Origin of the sequence: Candidatus Venteria ishoeyi, from assembly GCF_030378065.1 — a bacterium.
Lineage (GTDB): Bacteria > Pseudomonadota > Gammaproteobacteria > Beggiatoales > Beggiatoaceae > Venteria > Venteria ishoeyi.
Map to the genome: position 1 here is coordinate 40,830 of NZ_JAUCGJ010000017.1, position 25,251 is coordinate 66,080.

At 46.7% G+C, this 25,251-nt stretch carries 17 protein-coding genes; 13 read left to right on the forward strand and 4 right to left on the reverse strand.

The annotated features are described in order from the left end of the window. Positions 1-10 precede the first annotated feature (10 nt). The 8 genes from QUF61_RS07625 to QUF61_RS07660 all read left to right on the forward strand — a co-directional run bounded on the left by QUF61_RS07625 (position 11) and on the right by QUF61_RS07660 (position 10,888). The gene (locus QUF61_RS07625; protein WP_289681221.1) at positions 11-1,177 is read left to right on the forward strand and encodes an efflux RND transporter periplasmic adaptor subunit; all 1,167 of its coding nucleotides are present in this window, start codon (positions 11-13) and stop codon (positions 1,175-1,177) included. After that, positions 1,174-4,485, forward strand: coding sequence for an efflux RND transporter permease subunit (locus QUF61_RS07630; protein WP_289681222.1), 3,312 nt, complete (start codon positions 1,174-1,176; stop codon positions 4,483-4,485). Before QUF61_RS07625 ends, QUF61_RS07630 begins: the two co-directional genes overlap by 4 nt. Before the next feature lie 119 nt (positions 4,486-4,604). Next, on the forward strand, positions 4,605-5,885 hold the full coding sequence (hemL, locus tag QUF61_RS07635) for a glutamate-1-semialdehyde 2,1-aminomutase (RefSeq protein WP_289681223.1): 1,281 nt from the start codon (positions 4,605-4,607) through the stop codon (positions 5,883-5,885). 12 nt (positions 5,886-5,897) lie between these two features. Beyond that, on the forward strand, positions 5,898-6,623 hold the full coding sequence (locus QUF61_RS07640; protein ID WP_289681224.1) for an SEL1-like repeat protein: 726 nt from the start codon (positions 5,898-5,900) through the stop codon (positions 6,621-6,623). Beyond that, positions 6,620-8,512: a caspase family protein gene (locus QUF61_RS07645; RefSeq protein WP_289681225.1), complete on the forward strand. Its 1,893-nt coding sequence runs from the start codon at positions 6,620-6,622 to the stop codon at positions 8,510-8,512. The genes QUF61_RS07640 and QUF61_RS07645 overlap by 4 nt, the downstream gene beginning before the upstream one ends. Positions 8,513-8,550: 38 nt before the next feature. Further along, a complete protein-coding gene (gene folK, locus QUF61_RS07650; protein WP_289681226.1) occupies positions 8,551-9,042 on the forward strand; it encodes a 2-amino-4-hydroxy-6-hydroxymethyldihydropteridine diphosphokinase in 492 nt (163 codons plus the stop codon). Positions 9,043-9,044: 2 nt separating this feature from the next. Next, on the forward strand, positions 9,045-10,115 hold the full coding sequence (lptG, locus tag QUF61_RS07655; protein WP_289681227.1) for an LPS export ABC transporter permease LptG: 1,071 nt from the start codon (positions 9,045-9,047) through the stop codon (positions 10,113-10,115). 11 nt (positions 10,116-10,126) lie between these two features. Further along, a complete protein-coding gene (locus QUF61_RS07660; protein ID WP_286019401.1) occupies positions 10,127-10,888 on the forward strand; it encodes a Nif3-like dinuclear metal center hexameric protein in 762 nt (253 codons plus the stop codon). A 53-nt stretch (positions 10,889-10,941) separates the two neighbouring features. On the opposite strand, the gene QUF61_RS07665 is transcribed toward QUF61_RS07660, so the two are convergent. Then, complete coding sequence (locus tag QUF61_RS07665; protein ID WP_103920636.1) at positions 10,942-11,901, reverse strand: LabA-like NYN domain-containing protein; 960 nt, start codon at positions 11,899-11,901, stop codon at positions 10,942-10,944. Positions 11,902-12,220: 319 nt separating this feature from the next. Here QUF61_RS07665 and gspG point away from each other — a divergent pair, with 319 nt between their 5' ends. After that, positions 12,221-12,679, forward strand: a complete 459-nt coding sequence (gene gspG / locus QUF61_RS07670) for a type II secretion system major pseudopilin GspG (protein ID WP_103920635.1) — start codon at positions 12,221-12,223, stop codon at positions 12,677-12,679. A gap of 332 nt (positions 12,680-13,011) precedes the next feature. Here gspG and QUF61_RS07675 read toward each other — a convergent pair whose 3' ends face one another. Then, positions 13,012-13,752 (reverse strand): fimbrial biogenesis chaperone, encoded by a 741-nt coding sequence (locus QUF61_RS07675; protein WP_289681228.1) that lies wholly within the window; start codon positions 13,750-13,752, stop codon positions 13,012-13,014. 326 nt (positions 13,753-14,078) lie between these two features. On the opposite strand from QUF61_RS07675, the gene glnE reads away from it, so the two are divergent. The 3 genes from glnE to oadA all read left to right on the forward strand — a co-directional run bounded on the left by glnE (position 14,079) and on the right by oadA (position 20,496). Then, positions 14,079-17,084, forward strand: a complete 3,006-nt coding sequence (gene glnE, locus QUF61_RS07680; protein ID WP_289681229.1) for a bifunctional [glutamate--ammonia ligase]-adenylyl-L-tyrosine phosphorylase/[glutamate--ammonia-ligase] adenylyltransferase — start codon at positions 14,079-14,081, stop codon at positions 17,082-17,084. 134 nt (positions 17,085-17,218) lie between these two features. Then, positions 17,219-18,637 (forward strand): acetyl-CoA carboxylase biotin carboxylase subunit, encoded by a 1,419-nt coding sequence (locus QUF61_RS07685; protein WP_103920631.1) that lies wholly within the window; start codon positions 17,219-17,221, stop codon positions 18,635-18,637. Between the two features lie 14 nt (positions 18,638-18,651). Further along, a complete protein-coding gene (oadA, locus tag QUF61_RS07690) occupies positions 18,652-20,496 on the forward strand; it encodes a sodium-extruding oxaloacetate decarboxylase subunit alpha (RefSeq protein WP_289681230.1) in 1,845 nt (614 codons plus the stop codon). A 196-nt stretch (positions 20,497-20,692) separates the two neighbouring features. Here the strand turns inward: oadA and QUF61_RS07695 are convergent, their stop codons facing one another. Both QUF61_RS07695 and fba read right to left on the reverse strand, forming a co-directional pair. Next, a complete protein-coding gene (locus tag QUF61_RS07695) occupies positions 20,693-21,358 on the reverse strand; it encodes a histidinol-phosphatase (RefSeq protein WP_289681231.1) in 666 nt (221 codons plus the stop codon). Positions 21,359-21,451: 93 nt separating this feature from the next. Continuing rightward, on the reverse strand, positions 21,452-22,486 hold the full coding sequence (fba, locus tag QUF61_RS07700) for a class II fructose-bisphosphate aldolase (protein ID WP_103920628.1): 1,035 nt from the start codon (positions 22,484-22,486) through the stop codon (positions 21,452-21,454). 458 nt (positions 22,487-22,944) lie between these two features. Between fba and QUF61_RS07705 the strand changes: the two genes are divergently transcribed. After that, on the forward strand, positions 22,945-25,248 hold the full coding sequence (locus tag QUF61_RS07705) for a PAS domain-containing protein (RefSeq protein ID WP_289681232.1): 2,304 nt from the start codon (positions 22,945-22,947) through the stop codon (positions 25,246-25,248). The last annotated feature ends 3 nt before the right edge of the window (positions 25,249-25,251 follow it).

Sequence of the window (25,251 nt, forward strand, 5' to 3'; positions counted from 1 at the left end):
GGAAGTCAACATGTGTCATCAAAAATATAAAATTGGTATTACTGCTGGTTTTTTATTTAATTTTTTATTCATAACAACAACACAAGCTGAACAAGTGGTCAGAATAGAAACTGTCAAATTGCAGCAATTGCAACAGCACAAGCGTGTCACAGGTAACTTGCGCGCGCTATCGGAAGCCAGCTTAGCGGTCAGAGAATCGGGATATGTGGCAAAAGTGTTGGTTAATGAAGGCACACGCGTCAAAGCGGGGGATATGCTGGTGCAACTTGATGAGCGGCGACTGCGCTCAGAACTGGCGCAGTTAAAAGCCGAGTTAAGTCAGGCCAAAGCCGCCGTGCGGCAGCGTCAGGCAGAATTGGCAAATGCCAAGGTGGAAATGGAGGCCAACCAATATTCAGCCAATAAAAAAGCCATTTCACAACGTGCCTTGCGTTTATCCAAAACCCAGTTTAATGTCGCGCAGGCGGCCTTGCAAGAAGCCAAAGCCGTCATCGCTGCGCGTAATGCACAGTTACAGTTATTACAAGTGCGTTTAGCGGATTTGACCCTGTATGCGCCATTTGCGGGTTTAATCACTGAGCGTCTGGCAGAACCGGGAGAGTGGTTTAAGCAGGGGCAGAATGTCATTACTTTGGTGGCAGATGCACAATTGGAAGCCTGGCTGGATGTGCCGGAGCGTTTTGTTCATCAGTTAAACACAAACCCGCAGCAGAAAATTAATTTACAAATTAATGGCACGCACCTGGAGGCAGGCAGTCAGGTAATCTTGGGCAAGGTTGATCCCCATGCGCGAACATTTACCCTGGTTGCACATTTTGATAACACTGAGCAGCATTGGATGCCAGGTATGTCGGTATTGGCCTGGTTGCCATTAGCTGGACAACAGGCTGTGTTGACGGTCAGTAAAAATGCCCTGGTGCAGCGTAATGGCAAATATACGGTATTTAAGGTGAGTAAAGCTGAAGAAGGTGATACAGCCAGTGCAGTGGCGGTGGAAGTCCTGTTTTACCAGGATGGCCGCGCAGCAATTAAAGCGATGGATTTAGCCGAAAATGACCGGGTTGTGAATGAGGGTAATGAACGCCTGAATCCGGGCGCTGTGCTGGTAACGAAAATAGCAACTGATGATAAGTCCGTGAGCTTGGCTGAATTAAAAACACAACAGGAAGCTTTATGAAACTTGTTGATGCTGCCGTCAGGCAACCTATTACAGTGGTTGTCGTTGTATTGATGGCAATGATGGCGGGCGTGCTGGCTTTTACCCAGGTACCGATTCAGATGACGCCATCTGTTGATTCGGTGGTGATTTCAGTGAGTACTTTTTGGGAAAATGCCTCACCCAAAGAAATTGAGTCCGACATTATCACCGAGCAGGAGCGGGTTTTAGGTGATGTGACGGGCTTGCTGGCGTTAACCAGCATCAGTCAGGCCGGTCAGGGCCAGTTGCGCCTGGAATTTGAAAATGGCACTGATATTCATCTGGCGATGCAACAGGTGCTGCAAAAACTGGATGAGGTGATCGCCTATCCCGAAGGGGTTTCTCAGCCCGTGGTTGAAGGCGTTGATCCTGATTCCATTGATCACATTGCCTGGGTGGGTCTGGCGGCAACTGACCCCAATTTTGACGCATCGACTTTATATGATTTTATGGAGCGCCGCCTGCGTCCGCGTTTGGAGCGGATTAAAGGCGTGTCGAAAGTCGGCATTGTGGGTGCGCGGGAAAAAGAGCTGCAAATTCGTATTGATCCCGTGGCACTGGCGCAGCACGGTATCACCTACACGGCATTAATGGACGCTATTCGCTTAAATAATCAGAATTTTTCTGGTGGACGCTTAAATGATGGTAAAAATGATATTCGTGTCCGTGCCGTGGGACGCTTTTCCGATATTGATGCGGTAAAACGTCTGGTGGTACAGCGTAATCAGGCCGGGCCGGTTTATCTGGGGGATCTGGCAAGCATTAAAGAAACTTATAAGGAGTTGCAGGACTGGGTGCTGGCACGCGGTATTTTAATGCCATTTTTTAATTTCCAGTTGCAATATGGCGCAAACCTGTTGGAAACCATGCACTTGATCAAAGCGGAACTGGCGACATTAAACGCCCCCGCAGGTTTGCTTGAGCAGGAAGCCCAGCGTATGGGGGTTGATGGTACATTGGAACTGGTACAAGTGTGGGATTCTTCCACCTATGTGGATCAGGCCATTGATTTAGTGCAAAACAACATCCTGATTGGTGGCTTGCTGGCAACTTTAACCTTGCTGCTGTTTTTACGTTCCTTGCGTACCATCGGCGTGATTGCCATTGCCATTCCAATCTCAGTCATTGCTGCTTTGGTGGTATTGGTTGCTTTGGGGCGTTCGATCAATATTATTTCTCTGGCAGGGATGGCATTTGCGGTGGGCATGGTGATCGATAATGCCATTGTGGTCATCGAAAATGTGTTTCGCCATTTGGAAATGGGTAAAACCACCGTGCGTGCTGCGATTGAAGGTACGCATGAAGTGGCGGGCGCGGTGCTGGCTTCGACCCTGACCACTTTAATGGTCTTTTTACCCATTCTGTTTATTGAGGATTCCGCTGGACAATTATTCCGTGATATTGCGCTGGCAATTATGGCCTCAGTGGGCATTAGCTTTTTGGTCTCAATTTTAGTCATTCCCGCCACTGCCGCAGGTTTCTTACATCTGCCCAAACAAACCCGGGCGCGCTTGCAGCAAAACAAACCAAAAGCAGGTATTGCGCAATGGGTTGCCGGTATTGTACAGTTTTTCACCCGTAACTGGCTGCGGCGTTTACTGCTGACGCTGAGTTTTGCCATAATTACCTTTATTGGTATCTCATGGCTGATACCGCCGCTGGATTATTTACCTAAAGGCAACCGTAATGCGGTATTTGGCGTTATGATCCCCCCGCCCGGTTACAATCTGGAACAAATGCGCATAATTGGAAAAAGGATGGAAACCACCATTCGCCCAACCTGGGAATATACCGGTGATAAATTTGGTGCAGAACCCAGAATTCGCGGCACTGACGCGCCCGACCCCAGTGATCGTCGCCCGATGATAAGCATTAATGGACAACAGCAGCCTGCGCCTGCTTTAGATCATTATTTCCTGGTGGCAATGGGTGGGCGTATGTTTCACGGCGCTTTACCTCATGATGCGCGCACTGCTGTGGATGCTATTGATTTGCTGAACAGTGCCGCCTCTGGTGCAAATACACCCGATGTACTGGGTTTTGCTTTCCAGTTCCCACTGTTTTTAAGTGGTGGCACCACCGGCTCGGCGATTAATATTGACTTGGTTGGTGATGACTTATCTCTGGTCAGCAAAGGTGCTGAGGCTTTGTTATTTAAGCTGTTTGAGCAGTTTGGTTTTTATGCAGTGGTGCCGGAACCGGCTAATTTTTTATTGCCATCGCCGGAATTACGCATCACTCCTGATGATGAACGCCTGCAACATATGGGCCTTAGCCGCAGTGACGTGGGTATTGCTGTGGCTGCCAATGGTGATGGTTATATCCTGCCCCGTGGTTTTGAAATTGGTGGCGAGTTAAAGGATATTAAAGTTATCAGCCAGCCAGCCTTGGCTGATAATCCAATTGATGCCTTATTACAAGTGCCTTTGGCTACGCCTACGGGCAAAGTGGTGGATTTGGAAAATGTTGCCCAGGTGGAACGCCTGCAAGATGCTGATCAAATTAAACACGTAAACCGTCAACGCGCTGTTACCTTACAATTTACCGCCCCCGATGGCATGGCAATGGAAGATGCGATACAGGCCATTCAAAGCATAGTGGCGGAACTGCGTGAGCAGGCGGCAATTTCGCCCTTGATTGAGGTACAGTTGGCGGGTAGCGCCGGTAAATTAAGCGACATTAAACAAGCCTTAATGGGCGATGGCAGCCTGATTGGCACAATTTCCAGCTCATTGTTTTTAGCCATGCTGGTGGTGTATCTGGTGATGGTGGTGTTATTCCAGAACTGGTTTTATCCGCTGGTCATCATGGTGACAGTGCCACTGGCAACCCTGGGCGGTTTTATCGGTTTATCCTGGGTGCATCAAATCAGCGTAGCAGAGCGTTATTTACCCGTGCAAAACATGGATGTGCTGACCATACTTGGTTTTGTTATTTTAGCGGGTGTGGTGGTCAATAATGCCATTTTAATCGTGCATCAAACCTTAAATTTTCTGGCAGGTAAATCCGATGTCGGGGATAAGGTTGAGCAAATGACGCCCCAACAAGCCATTATCAAGTCAGTGGAATCGCGCGTGCGCCCGATTTTGATGAGCACTCTAACCTCTGTCGGTGGTATGTTGCCTTTGGTGTTGATGCCGGGGGCGGGTAGTGAGTTGTATCGTGGCCTGGGTGCTGTGGTGGTTGGCGGTTTATTAATCGCCACATTTTTCACCTTATTTTTGGTGCCGGTGATTTTATCCATGTTGTTTGAGTTGCGGGCTAAAAAAGCAGAATACACCGCATAATGGCAAAGGATTAAAATATAGCATCGGATTGTGTTTATCGAAAAGCAGGGAGATTGTTATACTATAGGGAATATTACATAACAGCGTTTACTCCATATTTTTAAAGATGAGGAAATCCCATGACCCAATCCCATGATCAATTTGTTGCGGCCCAAAAAGTTATTCCTGGTGGCGTCAATTCGCCAGTGCGCGCATTTCGCGCGGTTGGCGGTGATCCGGTATTTATTGAACACGCGCAAGGCAGCCGTTTATATGATGTGGATGGGAACAGTTATATTGATTATGTGGGTTCCTGGGGGCCGATGATTGCAGGTCATGCCAACCCGGAAATTGTCAGAGCCGTGCAGGCAGCAGCAGCGCAAGGTTTAAGTTTTGGCGCGCCCACTCAGATTGAAACCGTAATGGCAGAAAAGCTGTGTGAATACGTGCCTTCCATGAAACAAGTGCGTATGGTCAGCAGTGGCACGGAAGCAACCATGAGCGCAATTCGTCTGGCACGAGGCGCAACCGGGCGCGATAAAATCCTGAAATTTGAAGGCTGTTATCATGGGCATGGCGATTCACTGCTGGTAAAAGCCGGTTCCGGCGCATTAACCCTGGGCGTGCCAAATTCTCCGGGCGTACCCGCAGCATTGGCAGCCTGCACCTTAACCCTGGCCTATAATGACCTGGCGCAGGTGGAACAACTTTTTGCTGAAATGGGAGCGGAAATCGCCTGTATTATTGTCGAGCCGGTTGCCGGTAACATGAACTGCATTCCGCCATTACCGGGTTTTCTGGAAGGGCTGCGTAAAGTTTGTGATGACAGCGGTGCATTGTTGATTTTTGATGAAGTCATGACCGGATTTCGGGTTGGGCTGGGTGGCGCTCAGGGACACTATGGCGTTACCCCGGATATCACCACCCTGGGTAAGATCGTTGGCGGTGGTATGCCCGTGGGCGCTTTCGGCGGCAGTGCTGAAGTGATGAATCAACTGGCACCACTGGGGCCGGTATATCAGGCGGGTACCTTATCGGGTAATCCCGTGGCGATGGCGGCAGGGCTGAAAACTCTGGAACTGGTTGCCAAACCCGGTTTCTATGAAACGCTAACGCAAAAAACCGAAACTCTGGTTAATGGTATGCTGGAACGCGCAAAAGCAGCGGGTATCAACATGACGGCGAATACTGTCGGTGCAATGTTCGGCCTGTTTTTTACCGATGCCGGACAAGTGGATAATTTTGCCCAGGCAACGGCCTGTAACCAGGAACAATTCAATCGTTTCTTTCACGGTATGTTGAATGCTGGTGTGTATCTTGCGCCTTCCGCCTATGAAGCGGGTTTTGTCTCCAGCGCGCACAGTGATGAGGATATCGCGGCAACGCTGGCAGCGGCTGAGCAGGTATTTTCCTCTTTGTAAGGGAAAACAGGTATGAACCCAAAAATCCTGTTATTGGCTTTAGTCATGTGGTTGTCTGGCTGTGTTGAGGAGAATCTCAAAGACAGCACGGGCGCTGCTGCTGCAAGTCCCCACAAAACTCAGACACAGATTGAAGCGCAAGTGACTGCTTTGCTGGCCCAGGCTTATATCGATCCGCTGACCGATTATATTTATCAGTACCGCCATGATCCCCAATATCATCAAGCGGTGCAGACTTTAATCGAGACGCGGGAGGTGCGCTGTCAAGTAATTGCGCAGCGTTATCAAAAACGTGAAAAAACCCTGCAAATGCTGGCACGTCTGCAAAAGCATTATCAATACTCCTGTCCACAACAGGTCACGGATTTTGCCCATCAGGTTGCCAGCAGTGCTTTGGCTAAGGTGCCTGCCAAGCCTCAAACACAATCTGTGGCGCAACAAAAAGATTGCCAGCAATATTATGAGCAGGGCGATTATGCCAATGCTTTAAAAGTGTGCGCAGCCCTGGCTAAACAAGGCGATGCCAGGGCGCAACTGAAGCTGGGGATTTTATACGCTGATGGTCGCGGCGGCATTCCTAAAGACTTGATTGAAGCCTATGTCTGGTTATCATTGGCAATGCAGGGTGGTATCCAACAGGCGGCGGTATTTCGCCGTAGCATTGCGCACAGCCTCAGTACCGAGCAACTGTTAAAAGCCAATGATCGCGTTGTGCTTATCAGTAAGCATTTCAGATGAATATCCAACATATTTTTGGTTTTTGTTGCTGGCTGCTGTGTGGTATTTTATCCGCACAGGCAGACATGCCCAGCACCTCGCCAGAGGTGCTGGGCAAAGTGGCGCTGGTCATTGGTAATGCCGATTATCCTTATGCGGCCTTAAATAATGCGCGTAATGACGCCGAGGATATTGCAGCCAAACTGCAAATGCTGGGCTTTGATGTCATCTTAAAAACTGACAGTAATCGCCATGACATGTTAAAAGCTGTGCGCCAGTTTGGTGAAAAGCTGCAACAGCAAAGTGCCGGGGTATTTTATTATTCAGGCCATGCGCTGCAATTTCATGGGCAAAATTATTTGTTAGCGGCTAAAACAGCGATGCCTACAGCCGAGCAACTGGATCAGCAAAGCTTATCCATGGCGCGCATTCTTGACGAAATGAGTCTGGCGGAAAATACCACGAATATCCTGATTATTGATGCCTGTCGTGACAACCCTTTTGTCACCAGCGCAAAAAATCCGGTCAAAGGTCTGGCAAAAATGGCAGCGCCACCCGGCACCTTAATTGCCTATGCCACCACGCCCGGTAGCGTGGCTGAAGATGGTAAGCAACGCAACAGCCCCTATACCCGCCATTTGTTAAGCTGGTTAGGCACTGCAAATTTAACCGTGGGACAGATGTTTAACCGGGTGCGCGATGGCGTGATTTTGGAAACCAACAAGCGCCAGGTTCCTTCTGAGGTCAGTTATTTGCGTAAGGATTTTTACTTTGCCGGTAAACGAAATAAAAAACAGTTAGCCGCGCAGGAAACAGAGCGTCTGCTGCAACAACTACGCGATGCGGAAGCAAAAAAACGTCAGCAAGAAAAACAACAAAAATACCAGCAACAATTACAAACCTGCTTGCAGCATGAACAGGCAATGCGCTTATTAGATGATAAGGGGCAGGGTGCGGCCTTGCCATGTTACCAGACGATTTTGCAGCAATTTCCACAAGACAGCAAAGCGTTGGAACGCCTTCACTCTCTGGCGTTGCGTTATCTGACCTGGACTGAAGCCGCACTGCGTCACACCCAGTGGCAACGTGCAGAAACCTATTTACAGGGCTTACAGAAAATCAATCCAAAACATGTAGAACTGCCCGTTTTACAAGCACAATTAAAAAGTGGACAGGCGCAACAGGCAGAAACGCAACAAATTGAAGCCTTAAGCATTAAGCTGTTAGGCGTAGATGCTAATACGCATAAGCACGTACCTGTCGCCTATTGGGAAACGGATAAAGAAAGTTTATTATTACAACCCGGTCAGTCGTTTATTTATTATCTACCGCTACCAAGACATAACTTATTATATTCAGCCATGATTGAAGTGGATAATTTGCCCACTTGGTTAAAGTTTGAGGCAAAACATGCTTATCTTTATGGGCAGGTGCCTGATGAAAAGCAGCAAATGCCTATAGAGTTGCGTTTTAGCGCGCACCTTGAGCAGCAGGTTTCAGCGCCTTTATTTATAGCGATTAAAATTGATGGCAACGCTTCACAAAAACGGATTAAGCTGAAAAAAAACAAGCTTACAGAACCGTTAAACCCCAATGTATTTAGTCATAATCCCGATTTATTTCAAGAAATTGTCGTGCGTATTTTTACACAATTGGGTTATTGGGTTGTGCTAACAGAAGATACAAAAAATACTGAAGGTTATTATCCCGTGACCAGTACTGAAACTGAAAATATATTTTATGTTTCCCGTCCGCTGTTGATGCCACAGCAAAACGCTGATGAGTCACCACTTTATCTGCATTTATCGCGGCAGAACCCCCAACATAAGGTTTTAATGTTTCGTTTTAATCAACAACACCAGCAATTGCAGCAGGCGGGTTGGCTGGCATGGATTAAAAATCCTTATTAAAAAACCTTATACACAAAAAGATTGGGGATAGCTAACAAATGATTACCACTTATATCGGCCTTGGCAGTAACCTGAACGACCCCGTGCAACAACTGAATACAGCCATTAAGCACTTGCAGCAATTAAAACATTGTAAGTTTATCACCTGCTCACCGTTTTATTGCAGCACGGCGCTACTGGCTGTGGATAATCAGCAAGCACAGCCGGATTATCTTAATGCGGTGGTGGTTTTAGCAACCACATTGAGTGCAGAAGATTTATTACTGTGTTTGCAGGCTATTGAACAACAACAAGGGCGGCAACGTAATGGCCTGCGCTGGTCTGCGCGCACACTGGATCTGGATATACTGTTATATGGTGAAACGACTATCGATATGCCACATTTACAAGTGCCACATCCGGAACTCACACAACGCAATTTTGTCATTTACCCCTTATATGATGTAGCACCGGATTTATGTCTGCCCGATGGTGCTGCTTTGCAATATTTACGACAACATTGTGAAACGCAAGGCATACAAGCTTATTAACCATGTTCTTAAAACGTCTTGATCGCTATATCGCTAAAACCGTACTCAGTACCACCTTGCTGGTGTTATTGGTATTGGTCGGTTTGTTTTTATTTTTCACCTTTATTGAAGAACTTGATGAAATTGGTAAGGGCAATTACAGCACTTATCACGCGCTAAATTATGTGTTCATGATGACCCCCCGCCGCACTTATGAATTTTTCCCGATTGCCGCTTTACTGGGCAGCCTGTTAGGACTGGGTTTGTTATCCAATAACAGCGAATTAACCGTGATGCGCGCCTCAGGAGTATCAATTATGCGCATTGGCTGGAGCTTAATCAAAGTCGGTCTGGCATTGATGGTATTGGTCATTTTATTGGGAGAAAGTATCGCGCCTTATGCCGAGCAAAAAGCCAAAAACATGCGCGCCCTGGCACAATCCGGGCAATCGGCACTGAACACCCGTCACGGCTTATGGGCGCGAGATGGAAACAACTTCATCCATATTCGTCGGCCTGATGTGGGGGGGCAACTGGAAGAAGTGACGTTTTATGCTTTTGATAAGGAGCAGCGCCTGCAACAATTAACCACTGCCAGTAGTGCTTTTTATTATGACAAACAATGGGTGTTGGAAGATATTGCGCAAACCCACATTAATGGCAATCAGATAACGGGAGAACGCCTGACCTGGCAGGAACGCTCTGAGTTCCCCACCCCCAATTTAATTAATGTATTAACGATGGAACCTTCCCACCTCTCAACGCCTGAGTTGTATCGTTATATTGATTATCTGCAACAGAATAACTTACATGCCGCACCCTATGAACTCAGTTTCTGGTATCGCATGATTTATCCTTTGACCACCATCGTCAGCATTTTTCTGGCTTTGCCATTTGTGTTTGGCTCGCTGCGCAGTGTTGCAGTGGGTCAACGCATTTTAGTCGGCACGTTATTGGGGATTGTATTTTATGCACTTAATCAGGTGATGGGGCACAGTGCATTGCTCTATGGCATCAACCCCCTGTTTAGCGCATTATTACCGACGCTGTTATTTTTTATGTTGGCATTATTATTAATGCGGCGTATTTTTTAAGGAGAGTACCAGTGATAGAACGGGAACAACTGCTGTTTTATATTAATAATTTGCTGGAGATTGACAATTTTCGAGATTATTGCCCAAATGGTTTGCAGGTGGAGGGCAAGACTCAGATCAAAAAACTGGTCAGCGGCGTGACTGCATGTCAGGCTTTAATTGAGCAGGCGATTGCGCTGGATGCAGATGCCTTGCTGGTGCATCATGGCTATTTCTGGAAAAATGAAGCCTATCCCATCACTGGCCTGAAAAAACGCAGAATTGCGGCCTTATTAGGTCATGATATTAATTTGTTGGCCTATCATTTACCTTTAGATGCACATCCTGAATATGGTAATAATGCCTGCCTGGGTAAGTTGTTACAAAAAACATTTAATATTGAAACAACCGGGGTACTGGAAGCAGAACCTTTAGTTTGTCTGGGGGCTGCGGAGTCGGCAATTAAGCCTGCATATTTTACCCAGCAATTAGAAACCTTACTGCAACGCGCGCCATTACACCTTTCCGGCGGTAAACAAGGGTTTCAGAAACTGGCCTGGTGCAGCGGTGGCGCGCAAGGCTTTATGGAAACGGTTGCGCAAACTGGCGTTGATGTGTATATCAGTGGCGAAGTATCAGAACAAACCCTGCATCTGGCAAGGGAATATGGCGTGGATTATATTGCAGCGGGTCATCATGCTACTGAGCGTTACGGCGTGCAGGCGCTGGGTGCGCATTTAGCGGAAAAGTTTGAACTGGAACACCAGTTTATTGAAATTAATAATCCCGTTTAAATCCTGGAAACTCAACCTAAGTGCCTTTTAGCACTTAGGTCGAACCTCAAGGGTTAAGCAATCGCAGAAATGTCTTTATTACCATTCGATGGTTCAAAAGATGATGGTTGATAACCCTCTTGTTGATTATCCGTTTCCTGGGTAATTGCAGGCTGATTTGGATAAACCTGCTCAATACGGGGACTGGCCTGACGAATGTTCATGGCAACCGGATCTTTATTGGTGCGGGATTTTTCCAGGCGAAATTCAAATAACATATCACGGCTGGGCAGTATGGAAGGATTAATCGTACTGGGCAGATTAGAGCCGTGAAAAAATACAGAACTATAAGGTGAGTCTGAGTTACGTGAATCAGTAATCCAAAGGCCGGGACTGATATGATCCATGTAACGCATGAAACCAAAACCTTTATCTTCATCATAATGGTAACAATAACCGCGCACCACTGAGCCAATTTCACCCCAGGTTGGGCTGTTATCACTTTTACGCACAGGCAATAGATTTGGAATCAGATAACCGGAAACAAACATATCGGCTTCACGTTTGAGTTCACTGGAAACATGGTCAAAAGCAATGACTTCCACGCGACAGCCATAATTTTGCAGCGCACGAACAACTTGTACAAAATCACCATCGCCGGTAACTAAAACCACGCGATCTAAATTTTGGGACTGTAATAATGCGTCCACTGCCATATCAAGATCGGCATTCGCTTTACCATAGCGATTGCCTTTCTCATCTTCATACCATTTGACATTTTTTTGAATAACTTTGAAGCCATATTCGCGTAATACAGAAAAATAACCGTTAATACCTTTACGATAATTTAAATCTTCCCGCGAGCGTTCAGGATCAAAACTAACATAAGCATTCAAGCGTAAAGCTTCAGCAGAATCACGGCAGGCAAATTCACGTAATACATCATAATGCATACCATAACCACCATTGCGGTTAATATTGGCAACATCAACGTAAACACCTATTTTTGCACTGGAGGAGCGATTAAATAACATGAGTAGATTCCCTCTTAATTTTTAAAATATTTGCATATTTGCCTGGATATTGGCGCATTGCACTTTGACAAAGATATATTACATATTGTAACAAAACATTGTAACAATATGTAACAAGATTTTAGCACATATTACAAAATTGTGTATTTTTTATTTTAATATAAAATTATTTTATGACTTGAAAGCAGCATGAAAACATGACCGTTCAGTCATAAAATCACTGGGTTTTCTTGATTAGGGATTATTATACAAATAGCTGAAACTAAACCCTGTCTTCAGAATATATGAACGCATAATTTACAAAACAAGAGGTTACAAAATGCATCCTTATTCTTTACAAAAAATTCAAATAAAATATAAAAGGCAACACAAACACAGACAAAGCGGCTTCACCTTAATGGAGTTACTGATTGTCATGGCCATTATAGCAATGCTGGCGGGTCTGGCAGTACCTAATATTATTGATAGTTTTGGTGGCGCGCAACGTGATGGCGCAAAAGGCCAGATCAGTGCGCTGGAAACCGCACTGGACAGTTACCGGCTGGATGTAGGGAAATACCCTGCAAACCTCGATGCTTTGATTAAAAACCCAGGCAGCAATAAACGCTGGAACGGGCCTTATCTGAAAAAACAATCCTTGCCTCAAGATCCCTGGGGTAATGACTACCAATATCGTAAACCTGGACGCCATAATAACCCGTATGATTTATATTCTATGGGGCCTGATGGCCAGGAAGGCGGTGAAGGTGAAAACGAAGATATTGTTAGCTGGAAATAAACAATAACATCAATAATCAATTAAGGCCGTGAGCGAAATTGATTATTGATGTCATTTTCCTGATTTTTACTGCTCAATAACAACCCACACATTGTCCTGATAAATGCCGGCTTGTAGCAATTGTTCGGCAGGTATCCGCGCATAGATTTTATGCATTCCCATACCCACCGTTAAACGCTGGCTGACATGGCGCGGGTGTTGAAATGCCTATCGGCATATTGTCCCACGTCCAGTGAGATTTGTATGGGGGCTGTGGCACAATCGCTTAAACGAATTTCCCCCGTTATGATATGGATGGAAAATAAAACAGTATATTTTTTGATAAAAACAGCCTATTGACAATCTTTACCCGATAAAGACAATGCATGGGTTGTTGTTTGATTCTGGATAGTCAGTGCTACTTTGGCGCGTCGGGCTTTTTTACAGATTTTTTGTTTCCAGGGCAGACTGAAAAATACGTGTCCATCCGGTAATACATACCAACCAGCTTTGCTAAGCGTGTCTAAGGCCTTACCACGTTTATCAAATAATTGCGCCTGTAGCTGATTGATGCGAAAGTGTTGTTTTCCCGTATTGTGAATGCCTATTTTCAAATATCTGGGCGTTTTTTCCAACTTGAAAATATTTAAACTGGGTTTGCCAGAAGCGCTGTTGTTTTTTAAAAACACTGGAATACTCAGATGCACCGGCATGACCACGCCTATGCCCTGCTTGGTGTTTTTCGGTGGCAGTTCATCTATAAACAGGCGAAAGGCTTGTTCCGTGTTCGGCCAGGTTCCTTGGTAAGCCACGCGCACCGGGCGCTCACCTTGCGCTTCAATCGTCAGTAGTTTGGGATAAATAATCAAGCCTGAACTTTTCCCCAATAAGGTTTTCCCATTTTCATCCTGCGACCATGCCTTGATAAAAACCTGTAGTTTAACGGCTTTATTCTGCCGATTCATAATCTTTAAGGCGACACTTTTATGTTTGGGATTGATGTCCACTTTTGTTGGGGTGACCATCAAATTGGCAGCAAAAATCGGGGTATTCCACAATAATAAAATCAATAATAGCAATGGATATTGTTTCATGAGCGGATACTCTTTACGTTTAATGACAAAGATATCACTATCTACGCAAAAGCAAGGCCATATTTTTCAACATTCACTGGATTTACTGAGATCGTGTATATTATTGTGCGTGAAGCCAATTTGTATGAAGTGAATTATTTTTTCTGCAAGACTGGAAAAAAGCTGAGACATCAGCGAAGGGAAGAAAAACGGTACTTCGGGAGCGCCCAACCACCCGAAGTACCTTGCCACTTAAAGCCAGGTAGGAATTGGCTTTGCGGTGGCTGCATCACTCAATGCAGATAGCGTGCCAGTTTTATAAAAATACCTATAATGGATTATCATGTATGCCAAGTTCTAATAACACACTTTGCCCTGCCTCACTGACAATGGCTTGGCAGCAAGCGCAACATCAATGTCAGGAAATTATCACACAACAAAACCTGCCTGAAGATTTATTTGAGCAAGCACCGGAAAACCTGCCGGAGTTAGAAAAAGTCTGGACTTGCAGCCCGTTTATTGTAAGACAATGCCGTTTATATCCCGGTTTATTACAAGATTTTATGGACTCTGGTGATTTATTGACAGCCTATGACGATGGGTCAAATGCAGCCGATGTGCTAAGCAATGGTGCGGGCATCATGCGCAAAAAATTACAAGATATGCTGGGGGCTTACGAAACACCCTTGGAAGAAAGCGCCTGGATGGAAAATCTGCGTCAGTTTCGGCAACGGGAAATGGTGCGCATTGCCTGGCGTGATATTGTTGGCCTGGCTGACATACATGATAATCTGAAAGATATTTCCAACCTGGCGGACGTGGTGATTCAAGACACGGTGGAACGCCTTTCTCATACGCTGAGTAAACGTTTTGGCAAACCACGCAACAAGCAAGGTGATTTGCAATCACTGCTGGTGATTGGCATGGGCAAACTCGGTGGTCGGGAATTAAATTTCTCATCCGATATTGACCTGATTTATGTGTTCCCGGAAAACGGTGAAACCGACGGCAGCAAGGAAAACGGACAGCGCTGCCTGAGTAACCAGGAATATTTTATCAAGCTGGGGCAAAAGCTGATTCAATTGCTCAATACCCAGACTGCATACGGCTTTGTGTTTCGCGTTGATATGCGTTTGCGTCCGTTTGGCGGCAGTGGCCCGATGGCGGTCAGTTTTTCGGCAATGGAAGATTATTATCAGATTCATGCCCGTGAATGGGAGCGTTACGCGCTGGTTAAAGCCCGTTTTGTTACCGGTAGTGAGACGGATAAAAATCAGTTACAAAAAATGCTGACACCCTTTATTTATCGGCGTTATCTGGATTTTACCGCGTTTGAGTCATTGCGTGATCTGAAAACCCAGATTGACCGTGAAGTGCGGCGTTTAAGCAAGCAGCAAAATATCAAACTGGGGCATGGTGGCATCCGCGAAATTGAGTTTATTGTCCAGGTTTTTCAGTTATTACGCGGTGGTCGTGAACCGGGTCTGCAAACCCGCCATTTATTGACCACGCTGGCGCATTTACAAGCCTATGATTACCTGCCAGCAAGCACCGTTGAACAATTACAAGTCGCCTATATTTTCCTGCGCCGGGTTGAGCACCGCATCCAGTTAATGGAAGATGCGCAAACCCAGCAATTACCAGAAAATGAAACTGATCAACAGCGTCTGGTCTGGATGTTGGGTTTTGCTGATTGGGATGCATTTATGGTAGTGCTGGATCAACACCGCCAGCATGTTGCCGGGCATTTTAAGACCTTAATCGCGCCGGAAGAAGAAAGTGCAGAAGTATCATCAACCGCTACGGAGGCTGAAAATGCAGCGGCAGTCCGGCTGGAAAATCTGCACGTATTATGGAGTCAGGTATTGCAGGCGGAAGAGCGGGATGATGGCCTTGCGCTGCAACTGCTGCAACAAAGTGGTTTTAGCGATCCGCATGAGGCATTGCGCCAGTTATGTGATTTAGCCGCCACCAAAGTCATGCGCCAGCAAAGCGCGCAGGCGCAACGGCGTTTGCAGCAACTCATGCCCTTGTTACTGACCGAGGTTTCCCAGACTACAAATTCAAAAACCACCCTGCAACACAGTTTGCGTCTGGTGGAAGCCATCACCCGCCGCAGCGTTTATCTGGCGCTGCTATTGGAACATCCCCAGGCTTTGCACCATCTGATACAACTGTGCAGCCAGAGTGAATGGATAGCCGCGCAAATCATCCGTTACCCACTATTGCTGGATGAATTGCTTGATGGGCAAAAACTCTATGATTTGGGTGATTCTGCACTGGTTGATCAGGCATTGCGTGCGCGTCTGGCGCATATCCCGGAAGAAGACCTGGAACTGCAAATGGACAGTCTGCGCGAATTCAAACGCGCCCAGGTATTACGGGTGGGTGCAGCCGAACTCAGTGGCGTGTGTAATACGGAACGCGCCAGTGATTATTTGTCTGCCATTGCCGACAGCATCCTGCGCCATAGTCTGGAACTGGTCAGTTATATCCTCCAGGAAAAACACGGCCTGCCCTATTGCACAGATAATCAGGAGCAGCGCCGTCAGGCGGGTTTTTGTATTATCGCCTATGGCAAATCCGGCGGCATTGAATTGAGTTATAGCTCGGATTTGGATTTGGTGTTTTTGCATGACAGCCAGGGCAAGGGGCAATATACCGATGGCACTAAAAGCATTGACAATGCCGTATATTTTTCGCGCCTGGTCGGGCGCTTGACCCATGTACTCAGCACCCGCACCGGCGGCGGTATTTTATATGAAATCGACCCCCGTCTGCGCCCCGGCGGTAATTCCGGTTTACTGGTCAGCAGCCTGAATGCTTTTTCCGACTATCAGCAAAACAACGCCTGGACCTGGGAGCATCAGGCTTTAATCCGCGCCCGTGCCGTTGGCGGCGATGCCGATTGCATTGCAGGTTTTGAGAAAATTCGCAAACAGATTTTAAGCCAGCAGCGTGATGTTGAAAAATTAAAAACCGACATTTGCGACATGCGCCGGAAAATGCGCGATAACCTCGACAGCAGCGATACCGACAACTTTGATCTCAAACAAGGCGTTGGCGGCATTGTAGATATTGAATTTATGCTGCAATATGGTGTATTAGCACATGCCTGGGAATATCCGCAATTGCTGGAAACCACCGGTATGTTGCCGCTGCTGGAATATTTCCAGAATCTGGAAATCTGGTCACAGGCACAATGCCAAACCCTGGCGGAGGCGTATCGTTGTTACCGCGCGGAAACCCATCGTCTGGCACTGCAAAATCAAAAGGCGAAGGTGTCGGATGATAGTTTTCAGACGCTGCGGCAAGGTGTGGCGCAGTCCTGGCAGGATGTAATGTGTACTTAGATTTTGCGTCTTGTCAGTACATTACGCACTAAAAACTCATTTTATCCTAAATATCAACAGAAGCTCACAAAAGAGGGAAACAACAATGTTAAAATATGTCTGTCTCCTTAAAAAAACATTAAAGGTATTTGATCATGATTCGTAAGATACTGATCGCCAACCGGGGTGAGATTGCGGTTCGCATCATTCGCGCCTGTGCTGAGATGGGTATACGTTCGGTAGCCATCTATGCGGAAGCCGATAGCTTTTCGCTGCACGTCAAAAAGGCCGATGAAGCCTATAACCTCGGTAGTGATCCGCTGACGGGCTATTTGAATGTGCATCGCATTGTCAATCTAGCCGTTGCAACAGGCTGTGATGCACTTCACCCAGGTTATGGCTTTCTCTCGGAAAATCCGGAACTGGCTGCTGCCTGCGCGCGCCGTGGTATCACTTTCATCGGCCCAACGGCTGAAGTAATTCAACGCATGGGTGATAAGACCGAAGCGCGTGATGCCATGAAAGCAGCAGGCTTGCCGGTGATACCGGGTTCTGATGGTAATCTGGAAAGCGTAGAACAGGCAGTGAAACTGGCTGATACATTTGGCTATCCTATCATGTTAAAAGCCACTTCCGGCGGTGGTGGACGCGGCATTCGTCGCTGTGATACGGTCGAGGAATTACGCCGGAATTTTGATCGGGTCATTTCCGAGGCCACCAAGGCCTTTGGCCGCGCTGATATTTTCATGGAAAAGTGTATCGTCAACCCGCGCCATATTGAGGTGCAGGTATTGGCGGATCACCACGGCAACGCCATACACTTGTATGAACGTGATTGCTCGATTCAGCGGCGTAACCAGAAGTTGATTGAGATCGCACCCTCACCACAACTGGATGAGGCGCAACGTCAATATATTGGTGGTTTGGCGGTGCTGGCCTCCAAGGCCGTGGGTTATACCAATGCGGGTACCGTTGAGTTTTTGCTGGATGCTGACGGGCGTTTTTATTTCATGGAAATGAACACGCGGGTACAGGTTGAGCATACGATTACCGAAACCATTACCTTTGTCGATATTGTCGAAGAACAGATTCGCGTGGCGGCTGGCTTGAAGCTACGCTTCCAACAGCATGAAATTGTGCGTCGTGGCTTTGCCATTCAGTTCCGGGTCAATGCTGAAGATCCAAAAAATGGTTTTCTCCCCACTTTCGGGCGCATTTCCCGTTACTATGCGCCGGGTGGCCCCGGTGTGCGCACTGATACCGCCATCTATACCGGTTATAAGGTTCCCCCGCATTACGATTCAATGCTGGCTAAGGTCATCGTTTGGGCGCTGGACTGGGAAGATGCCGTCAATCGTGGTGAGCGCGCCTTGCGTGATATGGGATTGCATGGTATCAAAACCACGATTCCCTACTATCTGCAAATTCTGCATCATCCCCAGTTTCGTGCTGGAAACTTTAATACCGGTTTCGTCGAAGCGCACCCTGAACTTATCGAATACTCTCAAAAACTCAGCCGTGAAGACCTGGCGCTGGTACTGGCAGCGGCAACAGTCGCACATACAGGTCTTTAACCTGGAGCTTATCAATGAACAATAAAGTACATATTACTGATGTCATTCTGCGCGATGCGCATCAATCGCTGATTGCAACCCGCATGCGTACTGAGGACATGCTGCCCATTTGCGACAAGCTCGACGATATCGGCTATTGGTCGCTGGAATGTTGGGGTGGGGCCACTTTTGATGCCTGTCTGCGTTTTCTCAAGGAAGATCCCTGGGAGCGCCTGCGCAAACTGCGTGCAGCCCTGCCTAAGACCCGCCTGCAAATGTTACTGCGCGGTCAGAACCTGCTGGGATACCGTCACTACTCAGATGATGTGGTACGTGCCTTTGTACATAAAGCTGCTGGCAATGGCATGGACGTATTCCGTATTTTCGATGCGCTCAACGATCTGCGCAATCTGCGCACCGCTATTGAAGCAACCGGGGATGCAGAGAAACACGCTCAGGGTACTATCTGCTACACCGTGAGTCCGGTTCATGATATCGCCGGATTTGTCGCTATGGGGCGGGAACTGCAAGCCATGGGCTGCGCATCTATCTGTATTAAGGATATGGCCGGGTTGTTGACCCCTTATGCCACTGGTGAATTGGTCAAGGCGCTCAAGGATGCCGTGGATCTGCCGCTGCATCTGCATTGTCATTCCACAGCCGGGCAGTCGGAAATGTGCCAGCTTAAAGCGATAGAGAATGGCTGTAACCATATCGATACCGCGATTTCCTCATGGGCAGGCGGCACTTCTCATACACCTACGGAAAGTATGGTCGCGGCCCTGCGCAACACGGAATACGATACGGATCTGGATCTTGAAGCTATCCAGGCAATCGGCCTCTATTTCTTTTCCGTACGCAAAAAATACCACCAGTTCGAGAGTGATTACACAGGTGTGGATACCCGGGTACAGGTTAACCAGGTACCGGGTGGCATGATTTCCAATCTGGCGAATCAGTTGCGCGAACAGAGCGCGCTGAATCGCATGAACGAGGTGTTAGCCGAGATTCCTGCCGTGCGCAAGGATCTGGGTTATCCGCCACTGGTCACGCCAAGCTCACAGATTGTGGGTACCCAGGCGGTGCTTAATGTGCTGACTGACAAGCGTTATCAAACCATTACCAACGAAGTGAAGCGTTACTTACAGGGTGGTTATGGTCAAGCGCCAGCCGCAGTGAACTTCGATCTGCAACAACAAGCCATTGGTAGCGAAGAATTGATTGAATGCCGTCCCGCAGACTTACTTAAACCTGAGTTAGTGCGTCTGCATGATGAAATTGGCCCATTAGCAAAATCTGAAGAAGACGTGCTTTCCTTTGCCATGTTCCCGGAAGTTGGACGGAAATTCCTGGAAGAACGTGCCGCTGGTACCTTGGTACCGGAAGCCCTGGAACCACCCAAGACTGCAACAAATACCGATGCCAGTAGTAGTAACAGGGCACCTACCGAATTCAATATCAACTTGCATGGTGAATCCTATCACGTCAAGGTGACGGGGGCTGGTCACAAACATGAGAGTGAGCGCCATTTCTATTTCACTGTCGATGGTGTGCCTGCTGATGTATTGATCCAAACACTGGACGAGGTAGTGCTCGATGGTGGTGCCAAAGGCGCGGTCAAAGACGCGATTGCTGGCAGGCGACCAAGACCGGTAGCGGAAGGCGATGTCACCACCAGTATGCCGGGAAATATCGTTGAGGTATTGGTTAAAGAGGGCGATGAGATTGAGATGGGGCAACCGATTTTGGTCACTGAAGCGATGAAAATGGAAACTGAAATTCAGTCTCCTATCGCGGGTGTGGTCAAGGCGGTTTATGTGCAAAAAGGCGATGCTGTCAGCCCGGATGAAACACTGGTGCAGATTGAGGAAGGCGAATAATCACTGATTCCGAGTCTTTTGTGTGTCCCCTGGGAACGCTGGCATTCTGCCAGCCCTGGGGCGGGTGGCTTTCAGTCGCCCGTGCCGACTGGAAGTCGGCGCTCCCAGGGAAAATAACATTCATACCAAACAACCCCGATGGGGTTGCGTCTTGGGAAAGTGCTGTTAATGGCGGGTGAAGCGATGCTGCTCCGCCTTAGCGCAAGCTAATAATCTCCCAGCCACGCGCCTGCGCGGTTTGTTTTAAGGTCGGATCGGGGTCTACGGCAAATGGGTGGGTGACTTGTTCCAGCAAGGGGGTGTCATTGCGGGAGTCGCTGTAAAACCAGGTTTCCAGATTTTCCTGTTCCAGCGAAGCGCCGCGTTCCTCCAGCCAGGCTTTTAAGCGCGTGATTTTACCTTCAGCAAAACAAGGGGTGCCGGTCAGATCGCCGGTATATTGCCCATCAAGCATTTCTGGCTCGGTGGCAAGCATGTCTTCAATGCCAAGAAGCTCGGCAATGGGGCCGGTAATAAAACGATTAGTTGCGGTGATAATTAATAATTCATGGCCTTGTTGACGATGTGATTTAATTAAATCAAAGGCTTTAGGTAATAAAATCGGTTTGATTTTTTGTTCCAAAAACTGGCTGCGCCATTCTAGCATCTGTTCCAGCGGATGTTCTGTCACCACTTCCAGCATAAAACGCTGAAAGGCAAAAATATCCAGCGTGCCGTTGAGGTAATCCTGATAAAAAGCCTGGTTTTTCTGTCCATAAGTTTCCGCGTCACGCAGGCCCAGTTCCACCATAAAATCACCCCAGCTTTCATCGCTGTCACCGCCAAGCAGGGTGTTATCCAAGTCAAAAATTGCCAGTTTCATTTTGCTTCCTTTTAAAAAAGAAAACACTGCTAAAAGCAGTGTTTTCTTTTCATTTCTGTAGAAGGCGTAGCAGTGCTACGTTTCTACTCCTTATTATTTGTAAAAATCAATCATTTTTTCTAATGAAACAACTTTGATTTTTGATGCGTGACCTGCACAGCCAAAGGCTTCATAACGGGCTTTACAGATTTCCATCATGCCTTTGGTAGATTCTTTGAGGAATTTACGAGGGTCAAAGTTGGAAGGGTTATCCTGCAAGTGACGACGCACGGAACCGGTAGAGGCCATACGCAGGTCAGTATCGATATTGACCTTAGCCACGCCGTGTTTAATGCCTTCTTGAATTTCTTCAACCGGTACGCCATAGGTTTGTGCCATGTCACCACCAAAGTCATTGATGATTTTTAACCATTCCTGTGGTACAGAAGAAGAACCGTGCATCACCAGATGGGTGTTAGGAATCCGATCATGGATTTCTTTAATGCGGTTGATCGCCAGGATATCACCTGTCGGTGGACGGGTGAATTTGTAAGCACCGTGGCTGGTGCCAATCGCAATCGCTAAAGCATCTACGCCAGTCAGTTCAACAAATTTTGCAGCTTCTTCAGGGTCGGTCAGCAGTTGATCAGTATCGAGTTTACCCTCTGCGCCATGACCATCTTCTTCGCCCATTTCACCGGTTTCCAGAGAACCCAGGCAGCCCAGTTCGCCTTCTACGGAAACGCCACCAGCATGTGCCATATCGACAACATTTTTGGTAACTTCAACATTGTATTCAAAGCTGGACGGGGTTTTCATGTCGGCCATCAAAGAACCGTCCATCATTACCGAACTGAAACCACTTTGGATAGAACGCAGACAAACCGCTGGTTCACTCCCATGATCCTGGTGCATTACCACTGGAATGTGTGGATACATTTCAATGGCAGCAGAAATCAAATGACGCAGGAAAGGCTCGCCAGCATAGGAACGCGCACCAGCGGAACCCTGCATGATAACCGGGCTGTCAGTTGCATCAGCCGCCTGCATGATAGCGTGAACCTGCTCCATATTGTTAACATTAAATGCGGGCATACCAAACCCGTTTTCAGCTGCATAATCAAGTAATTGACGCATGGAAATCAGCATCGCATTCTCCTTAGTTTGTGCAATGAATGAAAAATAATGAAAAAATCTGCACGGATTGTATCGTATTCTTGCAAAATCCGGTATTGTTTTATTTACTGCATGAGATGCGAATGCATAAAAAATGCAGAATCTATTGAAAAAATTATCAAGCCTGATTCACTGCTAGCAAAGTATTTAGCTCGTATTATTCAAACACAGGCTTACTCGCTCCTTAGGAGCGAGAATTTTATAACTTCAGCAACCTGGCTGGTCTTTTTCTCCATTTTCTGCGTTCCGAAAACAGTTACATAGCTTGCTATACGCCTGTTTTCACGCCTTGAAAATAAATAAAAATCCTGCACCCAGTTTCTGTATTTATTTTATCCTCACTCCTTATCAATGGATGATATTATGAAATGGCTTGATAGTGCTTTGTATCAGGTGCAAGCAACTGGACACAATAAGGTGGTCAATCAATAATGAATGCAGATTTCTTCCAACATAGCGCTGCCTTGTTTGCGACTTTGGATTTGCAGGGAAGATTTTTGCAGTATAACGAGACCTGGGCCAGTTTATTACATTCAGAGACTTTGAATTTTTCTGGTTCATCGCTGTCAGCACTTCTGCTCCCGGAAGATGAGCCGGTTTTCAGGCAAATATGGCAACAATTGCCAGAACAGCAGTTGCAAACGCTGCGCGCCTGTTTGCAGGATAAAAATACAGACATACACCCGGTTTTCTGGCAGCTTCATTGGCTTGAAGCCGAGCAATGCGTGTATGTGACCGGCATCCCTGAAACGGTTGAACAAGATTGTAGCAATCTGGCAATAAGCACAGCAGTGAAACCCTGTGACATTGAACCCTGCACTACCCCTGGTAAACAACTCTGGCAAATGCCGGATTTGATGGAAATGATGTTTAACCAGATCAGTGCCGGTATCATTTTATTAAATGCTCAGGGAAAAATTATCTGCTTAAATCCTGTATTTCTGGATATATTTGGTTATACCAAAGAGAGCGATTTATTGGGTCGACAATTATTAAGCTTGTTTCCTGATTATTTATACGGGCAAGTGCGTCAAGCCTGGTATGAACTGGTTAAAGACCAGCAAAGTTTCCCCAGAAACTGGGTCATGCAACATCATTATCAGGGGTTATTTGAAGCTGAGATTGAAGTATCCTATCTGCAACATCAAGGCGCTAATATCATTTTGATGTTGTTTCGTGATGTCACGATTTACAAACAAACACTGCGTCTGGCCCAGGAAAATGAAAGTCGGATGCAACTGGTATTAAGTAATTTACCGATTATGGTCGATGCGCTGGATGAAAACGGTGTTTTTGTATTGTGGAACCTTGAGTGTGAGCGGGTAACGGGGTATACGGCAGATGAAATCCTGGATAACCCGGATGCACTAAGGCTGTTGTATCCTAACCCTGATTTGCGCGATAAAATGAAAGGCGCACTGCATCGCGTTATGGAAAGTGAACCGGGTTATTATCAGGGGCAGTGGTTAACCCATTGTAAAGATGGCAGTTACAAAACGATTTCCTGGGCCGTTAATAGCGCGATTCGAATTCCTGGTTTTGCTGTATGGGGTATAGGCGAAGATTTAACCGAACAAAAGCAGGCACAAAGACAACTGAAAGAAAATGAACAACGCCTGAGCAAAGCGGTGGATAAACTCCCCATTATGGTTGATGCACTGGATGAAAAAGGCAATATTGTATTGTGGAATAAAGAATGTGAGCGCGTGACCGGTTATGCCGCCATTGAAATGCTCAATAACCCACAAGCCTTGCACTGGTTATACCCGGATGCCAGTTACCGGGAAAATATGAAAACTGCGGTAAAAAAAGTCCTGGATACCGATCCAGGCTACCGCCGGGGAGAGTGGAAAACCCATTGTAAAGATGGCAGTGTCAAATTAATTGCCTGGGCGGTAAACAGTGAAATCAAATTTCCAGGTTATGCCGTATGGGGTATAGGTGAAGATGTCACACAGCGGGATCAGGCAATATATCAATTGCAGGAAAATGAAACCCGCTTGCGTTTATTGGTTGAAAATATGCCCATTATGCTAATGGCATTTAATCAAAAACAAGACATTGTGATGTGGAATCGCCAATGTGAAAATATTACGGGTTATGCCGCAGAGCAGATTTTAGAAAACCCCAATGCCCTGGCACATTTATATCCACAGATTGAATACCGCTTTTATCGTGAAGATCCGCTACACTACAATATTGGTGAAAGCTGGGAAATGGAACTGGTGTGCAGCGATGGCAAGCACCGTACTATCAAATGGTCAGATGCTTCACGCCATATCACGATTTCAGGGTGGGCTAAATGGATAGTCGGTGAAGATATTACCGATAAAAAGCAAAAACAGTTAGCAGTAAAAGAAAATTTATCTTTATTATCTATGGCTTTAGGCAATGTGGAAAGCGGCGTTTGCATTACTGACAGTCGTCAGAATATCGTCTATATCAATCAACATTATGCACAATTGCATGGTTATTCCACTGATGAATTATTGGATACAGCGCTTAAAACCATCATGCCAGTAGACAGCCATGGCTTTGTTTACCGCCATTATTTCAGCTTTATTAATGGCGCACATGGTAATTTTTATCATGAAAAGCAACGTTGTCTGCACCGTGATGGTCATTTTTTTGAGCTTGAGCTGGATGTTCATCGCTTTGCACATGACCAGAGACAACAATCTTATGTCATTTGGCTCAGTCGTTGCTCCAGCAATAAAAAGAGCCGAAAAAAATAAATG